Source organism: Azospirillum sp. ST 5-10 (genome assembly GCF_051225715.1).
In the GTDB taxonomy this organism is placed as follows: Bacteria; Pseudomonadota; Alphaproteobacteria; order Azospirillales; family Azospirillaceae; genus Azospirillum.
The window spans coordinates 1-24,067 of the sequence record NZ_JBPJSP010000028.1 but is presented as its reverse complement, the minus strand read 5'-3'; the positions used below and the strand labels follow the sequence as shown (position 1 = coordinate 24,067).

Here is a 24,067-nt window from a genome sequence, read left to right as displayed (position 1 = left end):
TATCTTTATATCTCTATCCAAGGTGATCGTGAGCGAGAGGAAGCGCAGGGCCATGGACGACCTGCTTCAGACCCTGAAGGCGGCGGCGGAGCCGACGCGGCTGCGGCTGCTCGCCCTGTGCGCGCACGGGGAGCTGACGGTCAGCGAACTGACCCACATCCTCGGCCAGAGCCAGCCGCGCGTCTCGCGCCATCTCAAGCTGCTGTGCGACGCCGGCCTGCTCGACCGCTTCCGCGAGGGAACCTTCGCCTTCTACCGCCTGGCCGAGCGCGGCGCCTCGGCGGAGCTGGCGCGGGTGCTGGTCGACGCCATCCCGGCCGATGACCAGACCCTGGCGCTCGATCTGGAGCGGCTGGACGCCATCAAGCGCGGACGGTCGGAGTCGGCTGCTGCCTATTTCCGCGAGAACGCCGCGCGCTGGCATGAGATCCGCGCCCTTCACGTGCCCGAGCGGGAGGTCGAGGCGGCGTTGATCCGTCTGCTGCCGGACGGCCCGATCGGCGATCTGCTGGACATCGGCACCGGCACCGGGCGCGTGCTGGAGGTGCTGGGCCCGCGCAGCAGCCGCGCCGTCGGCGTCGACCAGTCCCGCGAGATGCTCGCCGTCGCCCGCATCAACCTCGATGCGGCGGGGCTGCGCCAGTGCCACGTGCGCCAGGCCGACATGTACCAGCTGCCGTTTCCCTCGGGCTCGTTCGACGTGGCGGTGATCCACCAGGTGCTGCATTTTGCCGAATCGCCGGCCGACGTGGTGGGCGAGGCGGCGCGGGTGCTGCGCCCCGGCGGGCGGCTCCTCGTCGTCGACTTCGCGCCGCACGCGCTGGAGACCCTGCGCACCGAGCACGCCCACCGCCGGCTGGGTTTCGCCGACCAGGAGGTGGCCGAGTGGTGCCGGCGGGCGGGTCTCGACGCCGCGCCGGTCGTCCATCTCGCCGGCGACCCGCTCACCGTCACCCTTTGGCCGGCCACCCGCGCGGCGCCGCGCGGGGCCGGCCGTTCCCCGACCGTCCTGTCCAGCATCGGAGCCCCCGAATGACGCCCGCCGTCCCGTCCGTCAGCTTCGAGTTCTTCCCGCCCAAGACGGAGAAGATGGAGCAGAGCCTGTGGCAGGCCATCGAACGCCTCGCCCCGCTGGCGCCGTCCTTCGTCTCGGTCACCTACGGGGCCGGCGGCTCGACCCGCGAGCGCACCCACAACACGGTGTGCCGCATCCAGCGCGAGACGGGCATCCCGGCGGCGGCCCACCTCACCTGCGTCGGCGCCACCCGCGACGAGATCGACGCCGTCGCCCGCACCTACTGGGACGCCGGCATCCGCCACATCGTCGCCCTGCGCGGCGACCCGCCGGAGGGGCAGGGCGGGGCGGCCGGCGCCTACGTCCCGCATCCCGGCGGCTATCCCTACGCGGTTGACCTCGTGGCGGGGCTGCGCCGGGTCGCCGACTTCGAGGTGTCGGTGGCGGCCTATCCGGAGACGCACCCGGCGGCGCCCTCGCCGGACTTCGACCTGGACAACCTGAAGCGCAAGGTGGACGCCGGCGCGACGCGGGCGATCACCCAGTTCTTCTTCGACAACGACGCCTTCTTCCGCTTCCGCGACCGCGCCGCGGCGGCCGGCATCGCCGTCCCCGTCGTCCCCGGCATCCTGCCCATCACCAACTTCGCCCGCGCCTGCGAGTTCGCCGCCCTGTGCGGCGCCGCCGTGCCGGATCGGCTGGCCGCGACCTTCGACGGGCTCGACGCCGAGCCGGAAACCCGCCAGCTCGTCGCCGCCACGGTGGCGGCGGAGCAGTGCCAGGCGCTCCAGGCCGGCGGCGTCGACGCCTTCCACTTCTACACCCTGAACCGTGCGGAGCTGACGATCGCCATCTGCCGCATGCTGGGCGTGAAGGCCAGGCACGCCGCTCCGGCGGCGGGATGACGTGCCGGAGCGCCACCATGTTAGAATCGACGTGATCCACACGAGCCGCGGAGAGGACGCCATGAGCGGCCGGCACGCCTACGACGAGGACTACTACGCCTGGACCCAGGAACAAGCGCGCCTGCTGCGCGAGGCGGCGCGCGAGCGGATCAACACGGCCGTGGACTGGGAGCACATCGCGGAGGAGATCGAGGACATGGGAAAGAGCGACCGGCGCCTTGTCGGCAGCCATCTCGCCCGGGTCGTCGAGCATCTTCTGAAGCTGGAGTTCTCGCCGGCTGCCGCCCCCCGTGGTGGATGGCGCAAGACGGTGCTGGAGCAGCGCGCCAGCGCCATCGATGCCCTCGATGACAGTCCCAGCCTGAAAGGAAAGCTGGCGATCGGGGCCATCTACCGGCGCGGCCGCCGGTTCGCCAGCGAGGGTCTGGGGCAGGACCAGGTCGAAGAACGCCTGCTGCCGGCAGATTGCCCTTACAGCCTCGACCAACTCCTCGACGAGGACTGGTGGCCGGTCAGCCGCCACGGCCACGATTGACCCGCCCGGAAAACCGAAAGCGAATCCCGTTCCCATGCCCCACATCCTCGACACCCTGCGTGACCGCGTTCTCCTGTGCGACGGCGGCTTCGGCAGCCGCATCCAGGCGCTCGACCTCGACGTCGACAAGGACTTCTGGGGCCACGAGAACTGCACCGACATCCTGCCCCTGTCGCGCCCCGACATCGTGCGCGAGATCCACCGCGGCTACTACGAGGCCGGGGCGGACATGGTGGAGACCGACACCTTCGGCGCCTCGCCGGTGACGCTCGGCGAGTTCGGGTTGCAGGACAAGGCGTTCGAGATCAACCGGCGGGCGGTCGAATTGGCGCGCGAGGCGGCCGGCAGCTTCGGCGACGGGCGCGACCGCTTCGTGCTGGGCTCCATCGGGCCGGGCACCAAGCTGCCGAGCCTCGGGCACATCGCCTATCCCGCGCTGGAGGAGTCGTTCCGCGTCCAGGCCGCCGGCCAGATCGCCGGCGGCTGCGACGCCATCCTCATCGAGACCTGCCAGGACCCGCTGCAGATCAAGGCCGCCGTCAACGGCGTGAAGCGGGCCCGCCGGGAGGCCGGGACCGACACGCCGGTGTTCGTGCAGGTCACGGTGGAGACCACCGGCACCCTGCTGGTCGGCACCGACATCGCCGCGGCCGCCACGGCGATCCGCGCGCTCGACGTGCCGCTGCTGGGCCTCAACTGCGCCACCGGGCCGCTGGAGATGAGCGAGCACGTGCGCTGGCTGTCCCAGAACTGGCCGGGCCTGATCTCGGTGCAGCCCAACGCCGGCCTGCCGGAGCTGGTGGACGGCAAGACCCACTATCCCCTGCGCCCCGACGACTTCGCCACCTGGCTGGAACGCTTCGTCGCCGAGGACGGGGTCAACATGGTGGGCGGCTGCTGCGGCACCAACGTGCCGCACATCGCCGCCGCCGATGCGGTCCTGCGCAAGCTGGCGCCGGCCGGCGCCCACCGCCCGGCGCCGAAGGGGCGGACGGTGCACTGGGTGCCGGCGGTGTCGTCGCTCTACTCCCAGGTCACCCTGCGCCAGGAGAACGCCTTCTTCGCCATCGGCGAGCGCTGCAACGCCAACGGCTCCAAGAAGTGGCGCGAGCTGCAGGAGCGCCACGAGTGGGACGGCTGCGTCGACATGGCCCGCGAGCAGGTCAAGGAGGGCAGCCACGCCCTCGACGTCTGCACCGCCTTCGTCGGCCGCGACGAGGCCGCCGAGATGAACGAGGTCATCAAGCGCTTCGTCGGCTCGGTCACGGCGCCGCTGGTCGTCGATTCCACCGAGCTGCCGGTGCTGGAGCAGGCGCTGCAGCTCTACGGCGGCAAGGCCATCATCAACTCCATCAACTTCGAGGACGGCGAGGAGCCCGCCCGCAGGCGCCTGGAGCTGGCCAAGAAGTTCGGCGCCGCGGTGATCGCGCTGACCATCGACGAGGAGGGCATGGCGAAGACGCCGGAGCGCAAGCTCGCGGTCGCCAGGCGCCTCTACGCCATGGCGGTGGACGAGTACGGGCTCGACCCGGCCGACCTGCTGTTCGACCCGCTCACCTTCACCATCGCCACCGGCAACGAGGACGACCGCAAGCTGGCGATCTGGACCCTGGAGGGGATCGAGGCGGTGGCGCGCGAGATGCCGGACTGCCAGATCATCCTCGGCCTCTCCAACGTCTCCTTCGGGCTCAACGCGGCGGCCCGCCACGTCCTGAACTCGGTCTTCCTCGACCACGCCGTGCGGCGCGGCATGACCGGGGCGATCGTCCACGTCTCCAAGATCCGGCCGCTGCACCAGATCCCGGAGAACGAGGTCAAGGTGGCCGAGGATCTGATCTTCGACCGAAGGGCCGAGGGCTACGACCCGCTGCAGGCCTTCATCGCCCTGTTCGAGGGCCGCAAGGCGGCCGACGCCAAGAAGAAGACCCGCCCCGACACCATCGAGGAGTGCCTCAAGCAGCGCATCGTCGACGGCGACCGCACCGGCCTGGAGGACGACCTGAAGGCGGCGATGGACCGCCACCCGCCGCTGGACATCATCAACAACCTGCTGCTCGACGGCATGAAGGTGGTGGGCGAGCTGTTCGGCGCCGGCAAGATGCAGCTTCCCTTCGTGCTGCAGTCGGCCGAGACCATGAAGGCCGCCGTCGCCTATCTCGAGCCCTTCATGGAGAAGGTGGACGGTCAGCAGAAGGGCACCATGGTGCTGGCCACGGTGAAGGGCGACGTCCACGACATCGGCAAGAACCTCGTCGACATCATCCTCACCAACAACGGCTACAAGGTGGTCAACCTCGGCATCAAGCAGCCGGTGACGGCGATCATCCAGGCGGCCAAGGAGCACCGGGCCGACGCCATCGGCATGTCGGGCCTGCTGGTGAAATCGACCGTCGTGATGCGCGAGAACCTGGAGGAGATGACCCGCGAGGGGCTCGAGGTGCCGGTCCTGCTGGGCGGCGCCGCGCTGACCCGCGGCTACGTCGAGGAGGACTGCGTGCGCGCCTACGGCAGCGGCCGCGTCGCCTACGCCGGCGACGCCTTCGACGGCCTGTCGCTGATGGACCAGGTGGTCACCGGCGCCTTCGACAACCACCTCGCCATCCAGCAGGTGAAACGCCAGGGCAAACCGGTCAACCGCCGCCGCACCCTGGGCAAGGCGGCGGAGGCGGCCACCGGGCCGGTGGACTACGCCGTGGCGCGGGCGCGGCGCACCCGTCTGGGCGAAGGCGTGCCGGTGGCGGCGCCGCCCTTCTGGGGGCCGCGGGTGCTGGAGCATGTGCCGCTGAAGACGCTGGTCACCTACCTGAACGAACGCATGCTGTTCCAGCTCCAGTGGGGCTACCGCAAGGACGGCCGCACCCTGGAGCAGTTCATGGAGTGGTCGCGCAAGGAGCTGCGGCCGATCCTCGACCGTCTGCTGCGCCGCTGCGCCCAGGAGGAGATCCTGCGGCCGCAGGCCGTCTACGGCTACTGGAAGGCGGCCGGCGAGGGCAACGACCTGATCCTCTTCGCCGAGGACGGCGAGCGGGAGGTCGCCCGCTTCGCCCTGCCGCGCCAGGCCAGGGAGGACGGGGAGTGCATCGCCGACTTCGTGCGCGACGTCGACTCCGGCGAGCGCGACGTCATCGGCCTGCAGGTCGTCACCATGGGACAGCACGCGTCGGAGGTGGCGCGCGACTGGTTCGCCGAGAACCGCTACCAGGATTATCTCTACCTGCACGGCCTGTCGGTGGAGATGACCGAGGCGATGGCGGAGTACGTCCACGCCCGCATCCGCGCCGAGCTCGGCTTCGCCGCCGAGGACTCCCGGGACAAGGACAAGCTGCTGCAGCAGGCCTACCGTGGCTCGCGCTACTCCTTCGGCTATCCCGCCTGCCCGCGGGTGGAGGACCAGGACCAGCTCCTGCGGCTGCTCGACGCCGGGCGGATCGGCGTGGAGCTGTCGGACGAATCGCAGCTCCATCCGGAACAGAGCACCTCCGCCATCGTCATCCTGCACCCGCGCGCCAAGTACTTCAGCGTGTGATGCACAGGCCCGCCGCGGGACCGTCGTCCCCCGCGGCGGGCGCTTCGGACCTTCGTCCTAGGGCGCCCGTCCGGTTCCCCGGCCGACCCGGCTCGCGTATCCTCACCGCCATGACCGATGCCGCGCCCCTCGAGCTTCACCGGGAAACCGTCCTCCCGGACTGGATCGACTACAACGGCCACATGAACGTGGCCTACTATCTGCTGGCGTTCGACCACGCCACCGACGCCGTGCTCGACCATTTCGGGGTGGGGCGGGCCTACGCCGAGTCCGGCGCGGGGTCGATGTTCGTGGTCGAGGCGCACCTGACCTACGCCCGCGAGGTCACCCAGGGCGACCGGCTGCGCTTCTCGTCGCGCGTCCTCGGCGTCGACGCCAAGCGGGTGCAGCTGTTCCACGAGATGCACCACGCCGACGACGGGTTTCTCGCCGCCACCGCCGAATTCATGCTGCTGCACGTCGACCTCGCCGACCGCCGCGCGGCGCCGCTGCCGGCCGCGGCGCGGAGCCGGTTCGAGGCCGCCGCCGCGGCCCACGCCGCCCTGCCGCGGCCGGTCCAGTCCGGCCGCGCCGTCGCCATGCGGCCGAACGTCCGGTGAGCACGGGCAGGGTACCCTTTTCGGATTGGCATCGCCGCCCTTTCTGCCTATCTGTTGTCCCATGAACAGGATTGTAGTCATGGCGGCAGCGCTGGCGGCGGCGTTGCTCACGGCGGCCCCGGTGTCGGCGGAGTGCACCGACCCGGCGCAGCCCGAGGTCAACTGGCGGCGCTGCTATTTCGACGGGCGCGATCTGGCCGGCGTCGACCTCACGGGGGCGATGCTGCGGGACGCCACCTTCCAGCGGGCCGGCATGACGGGGGCGAACCTCACCGAGGCCGACGGCTACCGCGCCAAGTTCATGAGCGCTGGCCTGCCCGAGGTCACCTTCGACAGGGCACGGCTGATCGAGGCGGATTTCACCCGGGCCGACCTCGCCGGCGCCAGCTTCCGCGAGGCCGACCTGCGCAACGCCAAGCTGGTGGACGCCAACCTCAAGGGGGCCGACTTCACCGGCGCCAAGCTCGGCGGCGCCGACCTGCGCCGTGCCAACCTGTCCGGCGCCATCTGGATCGACGGCAAGCGGGTGTGCGCGGAGAACTCAGTGGGCCAGTGCTACTGAAGCACCGCCGCCGGCACGGGCGTCCGCCGAAAGGCCTGTTGCCGCGTCCGGGAGTGCCTGGGTAGCGTGGCCTCGACGTCCCGGGTGCGGGGGAGCGGACCTTGGCCTACAGCGACGACTTTGAGCGGGCGAGCGCCCTGGCGGAGCAGGCCATGGAGCGCATGCGGGCGGAACGGCTGCCGCCCAACCCGGAGAACTTCACGCTGTGGTACGCCTATCACAGCGGCCACTTTCCCGACCTCACGCGGGCCATCGACCTCGCCCGCCGCGACGGGGGAATGCTGAGCCAGGCCCATTGCGACGAGCTGTTCAAGCGCTTCTTCACGCTCGACGCCGAGGCCCAGGCGATCCGCGAGACCAGCGAGCGCGCCCGCATGGCGCTCGGCAAGATCCTCGAGATGCTGAGCACCGTCGGCAGCGAGACCAACCGTTACGGCAACGCGCTGGCCGGCTTCCGGGGCGAGCTGGAGCAGCCGATGTCGCTCGACGATCTGCGGGCGGTGATCGCCGCCATCGCGGCGGAGACCACCGCCATCGCCGACCGCCAGACGCGCCTGCAGTCGCAGCTCCTGGACTCCACCCAGCAGCTCGCCGAAATGCGGGTCAGCCTCGACACCGCACGGCGCGAGGCGATGACCGACGGGCTCACCGGCATCGCCAACCGCAAGGCGTTCGACGCCACCCTGGCGGCGGCGGCCCAGGAGGCGGGCCATGACGGGCTGCCGCTGTCGCTGCTGATGGTCGACATCGACCATTTCAAGCGGTTCAACGACACCCACGGCCACCTGGTGGGCGACCACGTGCTGCGCCTCGTGGCGCGGGTGCTGACCGACTGCATCAAGGGCCGCGACACCGCGGCGCGCTACGGCGGGGAGGAGTTCGCCATCATCCTGCCGCGCACCGGGCTGGACAACGCGCTCAAGGTGGCCGAGCAGGTCCGTGTCTCGGTGGGCAGCCGGCAGATCGTCAACAAGGCGCGCAGCGTCAGCTACGGCGCCGTCACGCTGTCGGTCGGGGCGGCGCAGTGGCGGCCCGGCGAGCCGCTGGCCGACCTGGTGCGCCGCGCCGACGCCGCGCTCTACGCCGCCAAGCGCGGCGGCCGCAACCGCGTGTGCGGCGAAGGGGCGGCGTAACGGCGTAACCTACACCGGCCGCACCCACACCGCGGTGTCGTGGAACGCGGCCCCGCCGGCCGGCGGGATCGGGGCGGGCGAGGTGAGCGCGTTGATGCCGACGCCTTCGGGGAAGCAGGCGCCGTCCCAGATCCCCTCCGCCACCACGACGCCCCGCTGCACGCCGTCGAAATGGCGGGCGTGGAGGGTGACGGCGCCCAGGCGGTTGCCCAGGCGCACCGCCGCGCCGTCGGCGACGTCCAGCATGGCGGCGTCGTCGGGGTGGAGGAGCGCGGTCGGCCGTCCCTCGCGCTTGCGGGCGGTCGGCGTCTCGTTGAAGCTGGTGTTGAGGAACTGGCGGGCCGGCGGGGTGATCAGGCGGAACGGGTGCGCGGCGTCGGTCGGGCTGCCGGGGGGCATGTGGTCCGGCAGCTCCGGACAGCCCTCCAACGGCCCCAGTGCCGCCCAGTCCGGGGCGAAGCGGAAGCGTCCGTCGGCGAAGGCGAAACCCTTGAGGAAGTGCGACGTCTCGAAGTCGGGCTGGACGTCCAGCCAGCGCTCGGCGTGCAGGGTCTCGGCGTCGGGCAGGCCGGAGGCCTTGAGCATGGCGTCGACCACCTCCCAGGCGGTCATGGCGAAGCCGGGGTGCTCGGCACCGACGCGCCGGGCGATCTCGGCGTTGACCCAGTGGTTCTCGCGCGCCTCCCCCTGCGGCTCGATCACCTTGCGGCCGACCAGGATGTGCATCTGGCCGCCGCCGCGGTAGAGGTCGTCGTGCTCGAGGAAGGTGGTGGCGGGCAGCACCAGGTCCGCCAGCCGTGCCGTGTCGGTCATCACCTGCTCATGGACGGCGACGAACAGGTCGTCGCGCTTCAGCCCCCGGACGACCTGGCCGAGGTCCGGGCAGATCGCCGCCGGGTTGGTGTTCTGCACCAGCATCGCGGTGACCGGCGGGCCGCCCCTGAGGGCCTCGGGATCGCCGGTGAGCACCGCGCCGATGCGGGTCTGCTCCAGCGCCCGCACCGAGGGGTCGAGGCGGTCCAGTCCCTCCGCCAGGGTGCGGTCGATGCGGTAGATGCCGCTCGAGCAGTAGAGGGCGCCGCCGCCCTTGTGCGCCCACGCCCCGCTGACCACGGGCAGGCAGGACACCGCGTGCATCTGCGCCGCCCCGTTGACGGCCCGCGTCAGCCCGTAGCCGAGCCGCAGATAGCTGCGCTTGGTCCGCCCGTAGAGGCGGGCGAAGTCGACGATCGCCTCGGCGCTGAGGCCGGTGATCGCCGCCGCCCACTGCGGCGTGCGGCTCGCCAGGTGGGCCTCCAGCCGTTCGGTGCCGGCGGCGTAACGGGCGAGATAGGCGCGATCGGCCAGGCCTTCGGCGAACAGCACGTGCATCACCGCGCAGGCCAGCGCCCCGTCGGTGCCGGGGCGCGGCATCAGGTGCAGGTCGGAGACCTCCGCCGTGCCGGTGCGGTAGGGATCGACGGTGACCAGCTTGGCGCCGCGCGCCTTGCGGGCGCGGGCGACGTGGGTCATCACGTTGACCTGGGTCGCCACCGGGTTGCCGCCCCAGTTGACGATCAGGTCGCTGTCCGCCATCTCGCGCGGGTCGGCGCCGCGGATGGCGCCGTGGCCGGCGAGCCACCCCATGTTGGCCGGCGTGTCGCACACCGTGGAATACTGGCGCGAATAGCCCTTGGCGTGGCGCAGGCGCTGGATCGAGCCGCGCTGCACCAGCCCCATGGTCCCGGCGTAGTAGTAGGGCCAGACCGCCTCCGGGCCGTAGCGGCGCTCGGCCGCCAGGAAGGCGTCGGCGAGGCGGTCCAGCGCCTCGTCCCAGCCAATCTCGGCCCACTGCCCGGCGCCCTTCGGACCGGTGCGCAGCAGCGGCCTCAGCACCCGGTCCGGGTTGTGCACCCGCTCGGCGTAGCGGGCGACCTTGGCGCAGATGACGCCGGCCGTATAGCTGTTGGCGGCCGCCCCCCGCACCTTGCCGATGCGGTCGGGGGCCAGCCGCTCCACCTCGAGCGCGCAGGTGCTGGGGCAGTCGTGCGGACAGGCGCTGGGAAGATACTCGCTCACGGTTCGGCTCCGGCGGCGGGACGACGCTGCACTCTATGTCCGACGGCCCGGCTCGGCAATGCGCGGCTGACCGCTGGGGCGGCGACGGGCCGGACAGAAAATTCGCCTGCGAAGAAACAATGGCGCCGTTGCGCGAAGGAAAATTACCAAGTAATCGAACGTATATATCCCGATATGTGACCAAATGTCAAACGAGGCGCCAGAAAGTAACAGTAAAACAAAATTGATGAAGCGCATTTATCATGTTATATCAGGAGAAACTGAAGAGTAATCCCGGATCGAGCGGTGACTTCGGTGCCGGAACTCCAGTGATGGATGAACCCATTGACTTCGTGCATGGGATGGGGGAACGAATGTTTGCTAATCTGAAGGTTGGCACAAGGATCGCGCTGGGGTTTGCCGTCGTCGTCGCGCTGCTGGCAATCCTCGGCGGCATATCCTGGACCGAGACCTCGTACTCCAAGACGCGGCTGACCGGGTTCGCCCGTCAGGCGGAGATCGGCGACGCCATCGCCGGCGTCGAGAGCGCGATCCTGAAGGCGCGGTTCGTCGCGCTGCGGTTCACCTACACCGGCCAGGAGGGCGATCTGCCGGAGATCCGCAAGGCGCTGGGCGAGGCGCGCGAGGAGCTGGTCGGGGTGCGCGGCATGGTGACGTCCGAGGAGAACCGGCGGCTGGCCGACGAACTGCTCGCCGTTCTCGACCGCTACACCAGCGGCACCGAGGCGATGGCCAAGGATCGCCTGCGCCGTGAGGTCCTGACCAAGGAGGTGCTGTACGACGCCGGCTCCAAGCTGCGCGGCCTCCTCCTGGCGATCCGCGAAGGCCAGGAGGCGGCCGGCGACCCGGCCGGCGCCGCGGCCTACGCCCGGGTCGCCGAATCCGTGTGGACCGTGCGCATCCTGGTGTCGCGCATTCTCGCCGGGGACGCCTCCTACACGTTCGAAACCGTGCACAAGTACGTCGACCAAGCGGTCAAGGCGATGACGGACGCGTCGGCCGTCCCGCTCGCCGGCGAGCAGGCGCAGCGCGCCAGCGACGCCGCCGCGCTGCTGCGCGACGTCGCTGAGGATCTGCGCGAACTCGAGGCAACGGTCGTCCGCGTGGAGGAGATCCGCGCGACGACGCTGGGGCCGGGAGGCGCCGCGATGGCGAAGACGCTGGCCGAGCTCGGCAAGTCCGCGGCCGCCCTGCGCACCGCCTACCAGGAGGAGGCGACGGCCGCCGCGACACGGTCGGAGGCCGCGGCGCTGGTGCTCACCCCGGCGGCGGTGCTGCTGGCCCTCCTGCTGGCCTGGCTGATCGGCCGCGGCATCGCCCACCCCGTGGTGGCGATGACGGCCGCCATGGAGCGTCTGGCGCGCGGCGACGCCGACCTCGACGTGCCGGCGACGGGACGCCGCGACGAGATCGGCCGGATGGCCGGGGCGGTCCAGGTGTTCAAGGACAACCTGCTGCACCAGCGCGCGCTGGAGGAGGAGATGAAGCGCACCGAGGCACGCGCCGAGGAGGAGAAGCGCGACGCCCTGCGCCGTCTCGCCGACGGGTTCGAGAGCAGCGTCAAGGCGATCGTCACCCAGGTCTCCGCCGCCGCCGGCCAGATGCAGGAGAACTCCCAGCGCCTGACGCACATGGCCGAAGAGGGACGGTCGCGCGCCGCCAGCGTCGCGGCGGCGGCCGAGCAGGCCTCCGCCAACGTGCAGACCGTCGCCACCGCGGCGGAGGAGATGACCAGTTCGATCTCCGAGATCTCGCGCCAGGTCACCCAGTCCAACGATGTGGCCCGTCAGGCGGCGCAGCGGGCCGAGACCACGTCGCGCAGCATGCAGACCCTGGCCGACCAGGCCAAGAGCATCGGCGACGTGGTCGAGCTGATCAACTCGATCGCCAGCCAGACCAACCTGCTGGCCTTGAACGCCACGATCGAGGCGGCGCGCGCCGGCGAGGCCGGCAAGGGCTTCGCCGTGGTGGCCAGCGAGGTGAAATCGCTCGCCAACCAGACCGCGAAGGCGACCGAGGAGATCGCCTCGCAGATCACCGGCATGCAGGACGCCACCCGCGGCGCGGTCGGCGCCATCGCCGAGATCGCCGAGGTGATCGGCCAGGTGAACGCCTTCTCCACCACCATCGCCGCGGCGGTGGAGGAGCAGGACGCGGCGACCCGCGAGATCGCCCGCAACGTCCACCAGGCGGCCGACGGAACCGAGGAGATCTCGCGCAACGTCGGCGGCGTCCAACAGGTCGCCGACGGCACGGGATCGGCCGCCGAGGTCGCCCTCGAAGCCGCCAAGCAGCTGTCGCGCGACGCCGAGCGGTTGTCCCAGGAGGTCGACCGCTTCATCCTCCAGGTCCGCGCCGGCTGACCCCGGCGCGCCGTCGCAGGTCGGCCGCGAGGCGGCCGACCGGCGTCTCCCAGTCCCCCCAGGAGGGTTGGCGGTAGAGGCGGGCGGTGGGGTACCACGGCGTCGTGGTGCCCTCCAGCCCCCAGCGCCACGCCGGCACGCACGGCAGCAGCACCGACATCGGCACACCGAGGCCGCCGGCGAGATGGGCGACCGACGTGTCGGAGGTCACCAGCAGGTCCAACCCCGTCAGGATCGCCGCGGTGTCGGCGAAGTCGGCGATCTCCGGGCCGAGGTCGGAGAAGGCGCCGGGCAGCATCGTGCCGTCGAGATCGTGCCGGCCGTCGCCCAACTGCAGGCCGAAGAAGCGGACGCCCGGCAGTTCCAGCAGGGGCAGCAGGGGCCGCAGGCGGGGCGAGCGGCCACGGTTGGCGGCGCCGTCCGGTGCCCCTGCCCACACCACCCCGACCCTGAGCGCCCCGCCGGCCTCCGCCTCCAGGCGGCGGCGCCACGCGTCGGCCAGTTCCGGCTCCGCCGTCAGGCAGGGCAGGAAAGGGAGCAACTCGTCCGGACCGACGCCGGCGAGGTGCGGCAGGCTGTGCAGCGGCACGACCGCATCGACCGGCGGACGCTCCCCGCCGACCGCCATCGCCAGCGACACGCCGGCGGCGCGGCCCGCCAGGCGCACCAGCGCGCTCTGGCATTCGACCGCCACCCAGTGGCCGCGTGCCGCGAACCAGGCGGCGTAGCGGACCAGCTGCAGGGTGTCGCCGAACCCGGAATCGGCGACCATCAGCAGCCGTGCGCCGGGGGCGAGCCGGTCGACCGGACCGGGCACCCGCAGCTTCGCCAGCCACGCCGAGTCGGCGTTCTGGTAGCGGTGGAAGCGGGCCGCCCCGCCGACGAAATCGTCCAGCAGAAAACGGCATTCGGCCAGCGCCTCGGCGGCGGCCAGCAGGTCCGGCTTGGCCGCCAGGGCCGCCTCCAGCGGCGCCTCGGCGGCGGCCACCTGGCCGCGGCGCTGGCGGGTGCGGCCGAGCCGGTAGAGGGCCGCGGCGTTCGCCGGCTGCATCGCCGTGGCACGCTCCAGCCAGCGCTCCGCCTCCTCCAGCCGGTCGGCGGCGAGCAGACGGTCGCCGAGGGCCAGGACGGCGCCGGGGTGATCGGGACGGGCGGCGACGGCGCGGCGGAACGCGGCGGTGGCGCCCGCGTCGTCGCCGAGCGTGCGGCGGGCGTTGCCCAGGTTGAACCAGGGGCCGGGCTGGTCCGGCGCGCTGCGGGCGGCCCGGCCGAAGACGGCGGCCGCCGCCGCAGGATCGCCGCCGGCCTGCAGCGCCGCGCCGTGGTTGCCGAGGACGCCGGCGTTGGCCGGCGCCAGCGCGAGCACGCGGCCGTACAGAGCCGCCGCCTCCTCCCACGCCCCGGCGTTGTGGCGGGCGATCGCCCGCGCGAACAGGTCCTTGATGTCCGTCATGGCCGGCACCATAGGGCATCCGGCGGCGGGGCGGTACGCCCGGCGGCCGGGCATGGGCGTCGTCATCGCCGCCGCACCGGCACGTCCGCCCCTCCGGCGAGAGGGGGCGGGGCGCCGGCGCGGCGCCCCGTCCCGGCGGTCACCGAATGAAGGTGTCCTTGCCGAACATCAGGTCGGGCAGGAAGGTGCTGATGATCGGCACGTAGGTGACCAGCACCAGGAACGTCAGCAGGATCATCAGCCAGGGCAGCGCCGCCCGGACCACGTGGGAGATGCTCATGCCGGTGACGCCGGAGGTGACGAACAGGTTGAGGCCGACCGGCGGGGTGACCATGCCGATCTCCATGTTCACCACCATCATGACGCCGAAATGGATGGGGTCGACGCCGAGCTGGATGGCGATGGGGAACAGGATCGGCGCCAGGATCAGGACGATGGCCGACGGTTCCATGAAGTTGCCGGCGAGCAGCAGGATCAGGTTGACCGCCAGCAGGAACTGCCATTGCGACAGGCCGGCCTCGGTGATCTCGCGGGCGAGCGCCTGGGGGATCTGCTCGGTCGTCAGGACGTGGGCGAACAGGAAGGCGTTGGCGATGATGAACATCAGCATCACCGTGACCCTGCCGCTGTCGACCAGCACCCGGGGCAGGTCCTTGACGCTCATGTCGCGGTAGATGAACAGCGCCACGATCGCGGCGTAGATCGCCGAGACGGCCGCCGCCTCGGTCGGCGTGAACACGCCGCCGTAGATGCCGCCGAGGATGATGACGATCAGCAGCAGGCCCCAAATCGCCTTGCGGCCGCTGTCGAACAGCTCGCGCGCGCCGGCCCGCGGCTGGCGCGGCAGCCCCTTCATGCGGGCGGCGACGTAGATCGCCACCATCAGCATCAGGCCGAGGACGATGCCGGGTATGATGCCGGCCATGAACAGCCGGCCGATGGAGCTTTCCGTCGCCGCGGCGTAGACCACCATGACGATGGAGGGCGGGATGAGGATGCCGAGCGTGCCGGCGTTGCAGACCACGCCCGCCGCGAACTCCTTGGTGTAGCCGTTGCGCTCCATGCCGGCGATGACGATCGAGCCGACCGCCACGACCGTCGCCGGGGACGAGCCGGACACGGCGGCGAACAGCATGCAGGCCAGCACCGACGAGATGGCGAGGCCGCCGTGCAGGTGGCCGACGCAGGCCTGGGCGAAGCTGATCATGCGCCGCGCCACGCCGCCCGTGGTCATGAAGGCACCCGCCAGCACGAAGAAGGGGATGGCCAGCAGCGTGTAGGCTTCGGTGGTCTGCCAGAACTTGATCGACAGCGAGGCCAGCGAGTCCTGGGCGAAGAACAGCAGGGTCAGCAGCGACGACAGGCCGAGCGCGATGGCGATCGGCATGCCCATGAAGAGGAAGACGAACAGGGCGATGAAGAGGAACGCGGTGGTCATCGCTGCGGCTCCCCTTCGCGGTCGGTCAAGCCCTGCTCGCGCAGCAGGTCGGCCGCTTCGTCGGCCAGCTCGAACCCTTCGCGCCGGCCGGTGAGGATGCCGAGCAGCACCTGGCCGAGGCGGATGAACAGCAGGCCGAAGCCGATCGGCAGGATGATGTCGAGGATCCAGCGCTCCACCGGAATGTCCTGCGCCTCGACGCCGATGGTGTGGAGCTTGTCGATGTAGAGGTAGCTGCCGTACGCCATCAGCGCGGCGTAGAGCATGCTCAAGGACACCGCCGCCATGCCGGCGAGGCGGCGGGCGTAGGGCGGCACCAGCTTGATGACCATGTCGATGCCGATGTGGGCGCTGACGCGCACGCCGTAGGAGATGCCGATCAGCACGAGCCAACCGAACATGTACGTCGTCGCTTCCAGGGCCCACAGCAGGCCGGAGTTGAAGCCGTAGCGCAGCACGACCTGGAGGAAGGTCAGCAGCGTCATCCCTGCCAGGAGGAGGGCGATCAGCACCTCCTCCAGGCGGGCGAAGAGTCGCCCGAACATCGTGCCCCGAGGCTCCTTGTCCGTTGGGTTTCTTGCGGGCCCGAAGGTTACGAACCGTTGGCGGTCTGCGCCGCGGCGATCACGTCGGCGCCGATGTCGCCCTCGAACTGCTTCCACACCGGCTGCATCGCCTTGACCCAGGCCTTGCGCTGCTCCGGCGTGAGCTGCAGGATCTCGGTCTTGCCGCTTTCGGCGATCCGCTGCCTGTCGCGCATGTTGATGTCGTCGGCCATCTTGTTCACCGCGACCGTCACCTCGTCCATGATGGTTTCGAGCTGGGCGCGGATGTCCTTGGGCAGGCCGTTCCAGAAGTCGGTGTTGGTGACCACCATGTAGTCGAGCACGCCGTGGTTCGACTCGGTGATGTACTTCTGCACCTCATAGAACTTCTGCGAGTAGATGTTCGACCAGGGGTTCTCGGCGCCGTCGACGGTGCCGGTCTGCAGCGCCTGGTAGACCTCGGCGAAGGCCATCTTCTGCGGCACGCCGCCGACCGCCTGGAACTGGGAGACCAGCACGTCGGAGTTCTGCACGCGGAACTTCATGCCCGACGCGTCCTCCGGCGTCAGCAGCTTCTTGTTGGCCGACAGCTGCTTCATGCCGTTGTGCCAGTAGCCGAGGCCGATGAAGCCCTTCTTCTCCATGGACTTCAGCAGCTTCTTGCCGGTCTCGCTGCCCTGGAAGCGGTCGACCGCCTGGATGTCCTGGAACAGGAACGGCAGATCGAACACCTGGAGCTGCTTGGTGTAGCGGTCGAACTTCGACAGCGACGGCGCGATGAGCTGGACGTCGCCGAGCGCCAGCGCCTCCATCTCCTTGGAGTCGCCGTACAGCTGCGAGTTCGGGTAGACCTCCACCTTGACCTTGCCGCCCAGCCGCTCGTCCACGAGCTTCTGGAACATCAGCGCACCCTGGCCCTTGGGCGTGCTGTCGGCCACCACGTGGCTGAACTTGATGAGGATGGGCTTCTGGGCGAGGGCGGTGCCGCTCATCAGACCGAGCGCCGCGACGGCGGCGAGCAGGATCCGCATGTCATTCCTCCGATTTCGTCGATTGTTGTGGGGGGCCGCCGCAGGGTGAGGAGCGGCCACCGGTGCGCCCGTTCCGATGGAGGCGCGGACGCCGGGAACCACCGCCGGGCGCATCGACGCCGATCATCAGAACAGCGATCGTCGATGCTGTCATCGGGGCCCCGTCCATTAGTGAAGCATGGTATACCGGCAGCGCGATGCTGACCGGCGCCCCCTTCGGTATACAACAAATTCAGGTGCCGAACAGGCCTTTTCGCGTCTGGTATTACCACACGCACTGCGTGCGTCAGGCGGCGGCCCGCGAGACCCGCGCTTCCAGTTCCTCCAAGGCGCCGGCAAGGTCGCCGATCGCCTGATCGGCGCCGGCGCGGGTGAAGGGCCAGGCCTCGGGGCTGGCTTGGCGCGCCGCTTCCACCCTGGCCATGGCGCGGTTGCGCCGGCCGCGCAGGGCGTCGAGGACGCGCTCCAGCTCGGCCCGCCCGGCCGGCTCCAGGCGTTCGACCGAACGCCTCAGCCGTTCCAGCCGGTCGCCCATGTGGGCGAGGGCGTCGCGGCACGCCGCATCGTGCGTCCGCCGTGCCGGTTCGTTCATGGTGATCCTCCTCCGACGCCGTTTCGTCGACCCGCTCTGCAAGGACGCTTTCGCAGGCCGGCCTTTTAGTGTCGACCACCCCCGTCGGCGGGGGCACCGCTCAAAAAGAACGACAACGAACGGGTGATGTGCCGCCCACAGCGGTGGATCGCGCCCGGTCGGGAGTCATATCGTTGCGTCTCTGGTCTGCGGGACGGTGGGTTCATTCCGCCGTCTTTTCTTTCGCGCCATATTCGATCTTCTTTTGGGGGCTATCTGCCCGATTCATTGAAACTCGTCAATCCCACCAAATACCTAGTACAGGGACAATTTGTCGCAGCGCTGCGCGGCGGCGCAGGCTGCCTGCACATGGAGGTTGCGCATGCCCGTATTCGAGGCGGATGGGTTCGACCGGCACGAGCAGGTCGTTTTCGCCAGCGACCCCGACAGCGGCCTCAAGGCCATCATCGCCATCCACGACACGCGCCGCGGCCCGGCGTTGGGCGGCTGCCGCTACTGGCACTACGCCGACGAGCGAGCGGCCGTGACCGACGTGCTGCGCCTGTCGCGCGGGATGACCTACAAGGCGGCCATGGCGGACCTGCCCTACGGCGGCGGCAAGTCGGTGGTGCTGGCCGACCCGGCGCGGCCGAAGTCGCCCGAGCTGATGCGGGCGCTGGGCCGTGCGGTGGAGCGGCTGGGCGGCCGCTACATCGTCGCCGAGGACGTCGGCACCAGCCCGGCCGACATGGCCGAGGTGCGCCGCGAGACGGGGTTCGTCTCCGGCCTCGCCGAGGGCGGCGGCGACCCGTCGCCGGCCACGGCGCACGGCGTGTGGCGCGGCATCCATGCGGCGGTGAACCACCGGCTGCGGCGCAACGACCTGGCCGGATTGAAGGTGGCGGTCCAGGGGCTGGGCCATGTCGGCTACCACCTGTGCCGCCACCTGCACGAGGAGGGCGTGCGCCTCTTCGTCACCGACATCCGTGCCGAGAGCGTCGCCCGCGTCGCCGACGAGTTCGCGGCCGTCCCGGTGGCGGCGGACGCCATCTACGACGTCGACGCCGACGTCTTCGCGCCGTGCGCGCTGGGCGCCGTGGTCAACGACGACACGGTGGAGCGGCTGCGGGTGTCGGTGGTCGCCGGGGCGGCCAACAACCAGCTGGCGGCACCCCGCCACGGCGTCCGGCTGGCCGAGCGTTCGATCCTCTACGCGCCGGACTACATCATCAACGCCGGCGGCCTCGTCAACGTCCATCACGAACGGGTCGCCGGCGGCTACGACCGCGCCCGGGCGTACGCGCACGTCGCCCGCATCGAGCGCACCCTGGCGGACGTCTTCGCCCGCGCCGCCCGCGACGGCGTGCCGACGGGCGCCGCCGCCGACCGCATGGCCGAGGAGCGCCTGGCGGCCGCCTGAGGGAGACGGCCGGGAGACGGCGGGAGACGGCCGGGATCCGGGCCGGCCCCTTGCCGGCGCCCGCCCTGAAGCCGGCGGCCTGAACGGCGGCGGACCGCCGCCCCGCCCGCCCCGCGGTGCAGCCGCGGGGCGGGCCCGCTCAGTGGTCGTAGTGCAGCAGCAGCGACGCCTCGGCGCCGCGGGCCGCGCTGGAAACCCGGTCGGCGGAGCGGGCGATCAGGCCCACCGACACCGAGCGCATGGCGGCGTCGATGGCATGGTCGTCGGCGTCGAGCAGGGATTCCAGGTCGACCGGCGCCTCCTTCAGCGCCAGCGGCGCTCCCGGATAGACGAGGCGCAGGTCGAGGTTCAGTTCGTCGAAGGTCGCCTCGACGGCGACGGGCCCTTTCGCCAGGCCGCCGTGGGTCACCATCTCCAGCGCCTCGACGAGGCCGAGGGTGGCGCGCTGCAGCACCTCGCGCCGGGCGCCCCAGGCTCCGCCCTGGTCCTCCATGAACTGGTACACGTCGGCCAGCGGCGTGCGCCCGGCCTCGTAGGTGAACCGGGTGCGCTGGGCGACGCCGATGCGGAAGATCATGTTCAGCACCAGCGCGGCGACCGCCGCCACCGTCAGCTCCGACCCGACCAGCGGCGCGGCCCAGGCCGGCACGGTGCTGTAGAGGCCGGGAAGGGCGGCCACCGACAGGCCGAGGATGGTGGAGATGCCGATCATCAGCATGCGCCGCTCGTTCAGCAGGCGCGACATGATCAGCTCCATGCCCGCGGTGATCAGGCAGGCGGCGGTGAACACCAGCACGGCGCCGATCACCGGCCGCGGCATCAGGATCAGCAGCGTCGTCAGCTTGGGCACGAAGGCGGCGACGATGAGCAGCACGCCGGTGGCGATGCCGACCACCCGCGACGTCACGCTGGAGGCGAACTCCAGGCCGATGTTGGCGGAGGAGAATCCCGAGCCGAGGGTGCCGGTGCCCGCCGCCAGGACGTTGGTGGCGCCGTCGGCGACCAGCCCGCGGCTCAGCATCGGCATGTCGCTGCGCGCCCAGTGGGCGGTGTTCATCTTGTCCAGCGTGATGATGCAGCCCACCGAATCCATCATCGAGATCAGGGTGGCGACGAGCAGCGGCGGCAGCACGGAGAGGCTGAAGCCGAGATCGGGGATGCGCGGCGTCGGCAGCGACAGCGGCGGCGCGTCCGCCAGCGCCTGCAGGACCTCCGGCCCGACCAGCCCCAGGGCGGCGGCCACGGCGTAGCCGACGGCGCAGCCGATCAGCACGGCGTAGAGCCGCATCGACCCCTTGGCCCACACCGTGAGGACGATGATGCAGAACAGCGTCGCCAGGCCGGCGGCCAGGGCCCGCGGGTCGACGGTCCGGGCCGCCTCGTCGAAGCCGGTGAAGCGGTCGAGGCCGCCGGCGATCAGCGAGACGCCGAGCATCATCACCGCCACCCCGCACACCTCGGGGGGGAAATAGCTGCGCAGGCGCGGCAGCAGGCGGGCGAACGCGATGTGGGCGACGCTGCACACCAGCATCGTGCCGAAGGCGGCGCCGGCGCCGACGGTGCGGGCGCTGGCGATCAGGGCCGGCAGGACGATCGGGTTGGGGATGATGACGCCGAGGAAGCCGCAGCCGAACCGGCTCGATTGCAGGATCGTGCCGATGCCGGCGAACAGGGTCGCCATGGTGACCATGCTCAGGGCGGCGCTCTGGTCCAGGCCGAGTTCGGTCGCCAGGATGACCGGGTAGATCATGAACATCAAGGCCAGCACCAGGTGCTGGAACGACAGCACGGCGATCGACCGGGCCGGCGGCCGTTCGTCGAGCGCGTAGAGAAGGTGGGGCGGACGGTTGTTCATGGGGCTTGGACGCAGCTTCGGGAGCGGCGAGCGTAGCCAATTTCCAGGTCCGGCGACGAACAAAAGTTGCTGGTGTCGACGCTATGCGCCGTACCTTCGCACGGGTATGGTAGAGGGGCCACGATCGGGCGGTGGACGCGAGCAGGGAGCGACGGCTGATGGCGGGCGCGGGTCTGGTCCGCTTCGACGCTGAAGGCCGCCGGGTGTGGGCGAGCCCGTCGCTGGCCGACGCCCTGGACGCGGCCGCCGCCTCGCCGTCCGACGAGGCGCCGGGAGCGGCCGGCACGCTGGGCCGGCTGCTCGCGCGCGGCGTCCTGGTGGACGCGGAGGAGCGGGGGGTGGCGGCGCTGGTCCGGGACCTCATCGGCGGCACGGCCGTCCGGCTGCGTGGCGGCGACGGCGCTTGGCTCGTCGTCGCGCTCGCCGGGGACGGGGAGGGCGGCAGCGTGCTGTGCGTGGCCCGTCAGGCCGCGGCGGCTGCGGCCGATGCCGGCCCGGTGCCGGAGAGGCCCGCCGGAGCGCGGTCCCCGCAGGAGAAGCACGCCGTCCTGGAAACCGTGTTCGACACCATGTCGGACGCCGTGTGCGCCTTCGACCGCGACCTGCGGCTGACGGTCTGGAACCGCCCCTACGCCGAGCTGTTCGGCTTCCCGCCCGACCTGTTGCGGGCCGGCACCCCGGGTGAGGAGCTGGTCCGTTTCATGCTGGCGCGCGGCGACGGCGGGCCGGTCGACGACGTCGAGGCGGAAGTCGCCGCACGGCTCGCCGCGATGCGGCGGGACGACGGCTTCGACTACAGCGTCCGCCGCGAGGACGGGCGGGTGGTCGACGCCCGGCATCGGCCGTTGCCGGGCGGCGGCTTCCTGCGCCGCTTCACCGACGTCACCGATCGCGCCCGCACCGAGGAGGCGCAGCGCGCCATCCTGGAGGCGATCGCCTTCCCGCTGGTGGTGACGCGGCTGGACGACGGGGTGCTCGTGCTGGGCAACCAGCCGGCCGCCGACTTCTTCGGCGTCGACCTGATCGCCTCCACCGGCACGGCGCGCGCCGCCGACGTCTACGTCGACCTGGCCGACCGCGCCCGCCTGCTGGAGCGGCTGCGCGCCGGCAACGGCGCGGTGGACGCCTTCGAGACGCGCATGCACGCCGCCGGCGGGCGGGAGGCCTGGGTCCTGCTGTCGGTCCGCGTCTTCCGCTACCGCGGCGAGGACTCCATCCTCACCTGCATCAACGACATCAGCGAGCGCAAGCGGGCGGAGCAGGACCTGGAGGCGCAGTGGTCGCAGTCGCGAGCGGTGCTCGACGGGCTGGGGCAGGGCGTGCTGGCCTTCGACCGCGAACACAGGCTGATCGCCTGGAACCGCCGTGCCCTCGACCTCGTGGGCATCGAGACCGGGTTCCCGCGCTTCCGCCAGCCGCTGGAGGAGATCGTCCGCCACGTGGCCGAGCGCGGCGGCTACGGGGCGGGCCCGCTGGACGAGGTGGTCGCCGGCCGGCTGACCCTGATCGCCGGGCCGTTGCCGCGGCGCGGCGAGCGGCGGCGCCCCGACGGCCTCGTCCTGGAGACGCTGACCCAGGCGCTTCCCGACGGCGGCTTCGTCACCACCTACACCGACGTGACCGCCCGCAAGGCCGCCGAGCGCGAGCTGGCCGACAGCCGCGAGCTGTTCGAGCTGGCCATCCGTGCCGCCCGCGAAGGCATCTCGCAGTGGAACGTGGCCACCGGCGAGATCTGGTTCTCGCCGCAATGGTGGGCGCTGCTGGGCTACGGTGAGGACGAGGCGGAGAACACGCTGGAGCGTTGGTCGGCGCTGATCGTCCCGGAGGACCGTGCGGCGTCGCTGCGGGTGGCCGCCGACTTCGCGGCCGGCCGCATCGACGACTGCCAGCTCGTCCAGCGTTTCCGCCACAAGCTGGGGCACACCGTCTATCTCTACACCCGTGCCGTCAAGGTGACCGACGACAGCGGGCGCGCCGTGCGGCTGATCGGCTCCCACACCGACATCACCGAGCGCATCCGCGCCGAGGACGCGGTGCGGACCGCCAAGGAGCAGGCCGAGCAGGCGCTGCGCGACCTGAAGGAGGCGCAGGCCCACCTCATCCAGTCCGAGAAGATGGCGGCGCTGGGCTCGCTGGTGGCCGGCGTCGCCCACGAGATCAACACGCCCGTGGGCATCGCGCTGACGGGCGCGTCGCTGCTCGCCGAACGGACGGCCGCCATCCGCCACACCGTCGAGGCCGGCCAGCTGCGCCGGGCCGACTTCACCGACTATCTCGACACCGCCGCCGAGGTGTCGCAGCTCATGCTGATGAACATCGACCGCGCCGCCCAGCTGATCCAGAGCTTCAAGCAGATGGCGGTCGACCAGGCGAGCGAGGAGCGCCGCGTCTTCGACCTGCGCGACTACATCCACGAAGTGCTGCGCAGCCTCGGCGTGCGCCTGCGCCGGGCCGCCCACACAGTGGAGGTGGACTGTCCCGACGACCTCCTCGTCGACAGCTTTCCCGGCGCGCTCAGCCAAGTGCTGACCAACTTCGTCATGAACTCGATCGCCCACGGCTATGCGCCGGGAAGCAGCGGGCGGCTGCGCATCGCCGTGCGCTGTCCGACGCCGGACGAGGTGGAGCTGGTCTACGCCGACGACGGCCGCGGCATTCCGGCGGAGCTGCACGCCCGGGTGTTCGAGCCGTTCTTCACCACCAGCCGCAGCGCCGGCGGCAGCGGGCTCGGCCTCAACATCGTCTACAACATCGTCACCCGCACCCTGAAGGGCCGCATCGTCCTGGCCAGCGCGCCGGGCCACGGCACGACCTTCACCCTGCGCTTCCCGCGCGTCGTCGCCGGGGAAGGGTTCGCCGCGTGAAGTCCGTCCGCCATTCGGCGATGATGCCACGCCCGGCCTTGTCAGGCCCCCCTGCAGGGGCTATCAGTCGCGGCGCGTCCGATCACGGAGGAAAGCCAGCATGAGCGCCATCACCGACATCCACGCCCGCGAGATCCTCGACAGCCGCGGCACCCCGACGGTCGAGGTCGACGTCACGCTCGAGTCCGGCGCGG

18 protein-coding genes are annotated in these 24,067 nt (G+C 71.2%); 11 read left to right on the top strand and 7 right to left on the bottom strand.

Annotated elements, in window-relative coordinates; genetic code table 11:
• Positions 1-52 precede the first annotated feature (52 nt).
• The 7 genes from ACSBPG_RS24510 (at position 53) to ACSBPG_RS24480 (ending at position 8,275) form a co-directional block, all read left to right on the top strand.
• The gene (locus tag ACSBPG_RS24510) at positions 53-1,036 is read left to right on the top strand and encodes an ArsR/SmtB family transcription factor (protein WP_435539857.1); all 984 of its coding nucleotides are present in this window, start codon (positions 53-55) and stop codon (positions 1,034-1,036) included.
• A complete protein-coding gene (gene metF / locus ACSBPG_RS24505) occupies positions 1,033-1,920 on the top strand; it encodes a methylenetetrahydrofolate reductase [NAD(P)H] (protein ID WP_435539856.1) in 888 nt (295 codons plus the stop codon). Before ACSBPG_RS24510 ends, metF begins: the two co-directional genes overlap by 4 nt.
• A 61-nt stretch (positions 1,921-1,981) precedes the next feature.
• Complete coding sequence (locus ACSBPG_RS24500) at positions 1,982-2,455, top strand: DUF29 domain-containing protein (RefSeq protein ID WP_435539855.1); 474 nt, start codon at positions 1,982-1,984, stop codon at positions 2,453-2,455.
• A 34-nt stretch (positions 2,456-2,489) separates the two neighbouring features.
• Complete coding sequence (gene metH, locus ACSBPG_RS24495; RefSeq protein ID WP_435539854.1) at positions 2,490-5,981, top strand: methionine synthase; 3,492 nt, start codon at positions 2,490-2,492, stop codon at positions 5,979-5,981.
• Between the two features lie 110 nt (positions 5,982-6,091).
• On the top strand, positions 6,092-6,580 hold the full coding sequence (locus ACSBPG_RS24490) for a thioesterase family protein (protein WP_435539853.1): 489 nt from the start codon (positions 6,092-6,094) through the stop codon (positions 6,578-6,580).
• Between the two features lie 79 nt (positions 6,581-6,659).
• Positions 6,660-7,142, top strand: coding sequence for a pentapeptide repeat-containing protein (locus ACSBPG_RS24485; protein ID WP_435539852.1), 483 nt, complete (start codon positions 6,660-6,662; stop codon positions 7,140-7,142).
• A 101-nt stretch (positions 7,143-7,243) separates the two neighbouring features.
• The gene (locus ACSBPG_RS24480) at positions 7,244-8,275 is read left to right on the top strand and encodes a GGDEF domain-containing protein (RefSeq protein WP_435539851.1); all 1,032 of its coding nucleotides are present in this window, start codon (positions 7,244-7,246) and stop codon (positions 8,273-8,275) included.
• 9 nt (positions 8,276-8,284) lie between these two features.
• Here the strand turns inward: ACSBPG_RS24480 and ACSBPG_RS24475 are convergent, their stop codons facing one another.
• Entirely contained in the window at positions 8,285-10,333 is a 2,049-nt protein-coding gene (locus ACSBPG_RS24475; protein ID WP_435539850.1) for a molybdopterin oxidoreductase family protein, read from the bottom strand.
• Positions 10,334-10,686: 353 nt separating this feature from the next.
• Here ACSBPG_RS24475 and ACSBPG_RS24470 point away from each other — a divergent pair, with 353 nt between their 5' ends.
• The gene (locus ACSBPG_RS24470; protein ID WP_435539849.1) at positions 10,687-12,696 is read left to right on the top strand and encodes a methyl-accepting chemotaxis protein; all 2,010 of its coding nucleotides are present in this window, start codon (positions 10,687-10,689) and stop codon (positions 12,694-12,696) included.
• Here the strand turns inward: ACSBPG_RS24470 and ACSBPG_RS24465 are convergent.
• From ACSBPG_RS24465 to ACSBPG_RS24445, 5 genes are all read right to left on the bottom strand, one after another.
• Positions 12,671-14,149 carry a tetratricopeptide repeat protein gene (locus tag ACSBPG_RS24465; RefSeq protein ID WP_435539848.1) on the bottom strand — a complete coding sequence of 493 codons (1,479 nt, stop codon included), beginning with the start codon at positions 14,147-14,149 and terminating at the stop codon, positions 12,671-12,673. The two genes, ACSBPG_RS24470 and ACSBPG_RS24465, sit on opposite strands and share 26 nt — an antisense overlap.
• A gap of 139 nt (positions 14,150-14,288) precedes the next feature.
• A complete protein-coding gene (locus ACSBPG_RS24460) occupies positions 14,289-15,587 on the bottom strand; it encodes a TRAP transporter large permease (protein WP_435539847.1) in 1,299 nt (432 codons plus the stop codon).
• Positions 15,584-16,132, bottom strand: coding sequence for a TRAP transporter small permease (locus ACSBPG_RS24455; protein WP_435539846.1), 549 nt, complete (start codon positions 16,130-16,132; stop codon positions 15,584-15,586). The genes ACSBPG_RS24460 and ACSBPG_RS24455 overlap by 4 nt, the downstream gene beginning before the upstream one ends.
• Positions 16,133-16,179: 47 nt before the next feature.
• Positions 16,180-17,163, bottom strand: coding sequence for a TRAP transporter substrate-binding protein (locus ACSBPG_RS24450; RefSeq protein ID WP_435539845.1), 984 nt, complete (start codon positions 17,161-17,163; stop codon positions 16,180-16,182).
• A 286-nt stretch (positions 17,164-17,449) separates the two neighbouring features.
• Positions 17,450-17,755 (bottom strand): hypothetical protein, encoded by a 306-nt coding sequence (locus tag ACSBPG_RS24445; RefSeq protein ID WP_435539844.1) that lies wholly within the window; start codon positions 17,753-17,755, stop codon positions 17,450-17,452.
• A 361-nt stretch (positions 17,756-18,116) separates the two neighbouring features.
• Here ACSBPG_RS24445 and ACSBPG_RS24440 point away from each other — a divergent pair, with 361 nt between their 5' ends.
• Positions 18,117-19,154 carry a Leu/Phe/Val dehydrogenase gene (locus tag ACSBPG_RS24440; protein ID WP_435539843.1) on the top strand — a complete coding sequence of 346 codons (1,038 nt, stop codon included), beginning with the start codon at positions 18,117-18,119 and terminating at the stop codon, positions 19,152-19,154.
• A gap of 139 nt (positions 19,155-19,293) precedes the next feature.
• Here ACSBPG_RS24440 and ACSBPG_RS24435 read toward each other — a convergent pair whose 3' ends face one another.
• Entirely contained in the window at positions 19,294-21,009 is a 1,716-nt protein-coding gene (locus tag ACSBPG_RS24435) for a uracil-xanthine permease family protein (protein ID WP_435539842.1), read from the bottom strand.
• 158 nt (positions 21,010-21,167) lie between these two features.
• Here ACSBPG_RS24435 and ACSBPG_RS24430 point away from each other — a divergent pair, with 158 nt between their 5' ends.
• Both ACSBPG_RS24430 and ACSBPG_RS24425 read left to right on the top strand, forming a co-directional pair.
• Complete coding sequence (locus tag ACSBPG_RS24430; RefSeq protein WP_435539841.1) at positions 21,168-23,873, top strand: PAS-domain containing protein; 2,706 nt, start codon at positions 21,168-21,170, stop codon at positions 23,871-23,873.
• A 100-nt stretch (positions 23,874-23,973) separates the two neighbouring features.
• Positions 23,974-24,067: hypothetical protein (locus ACSBPG_RS24425; RefSeq protein WP_435539922.1), on the top strand; the 94-nt coding region annotated here is incomplete at its 3' end.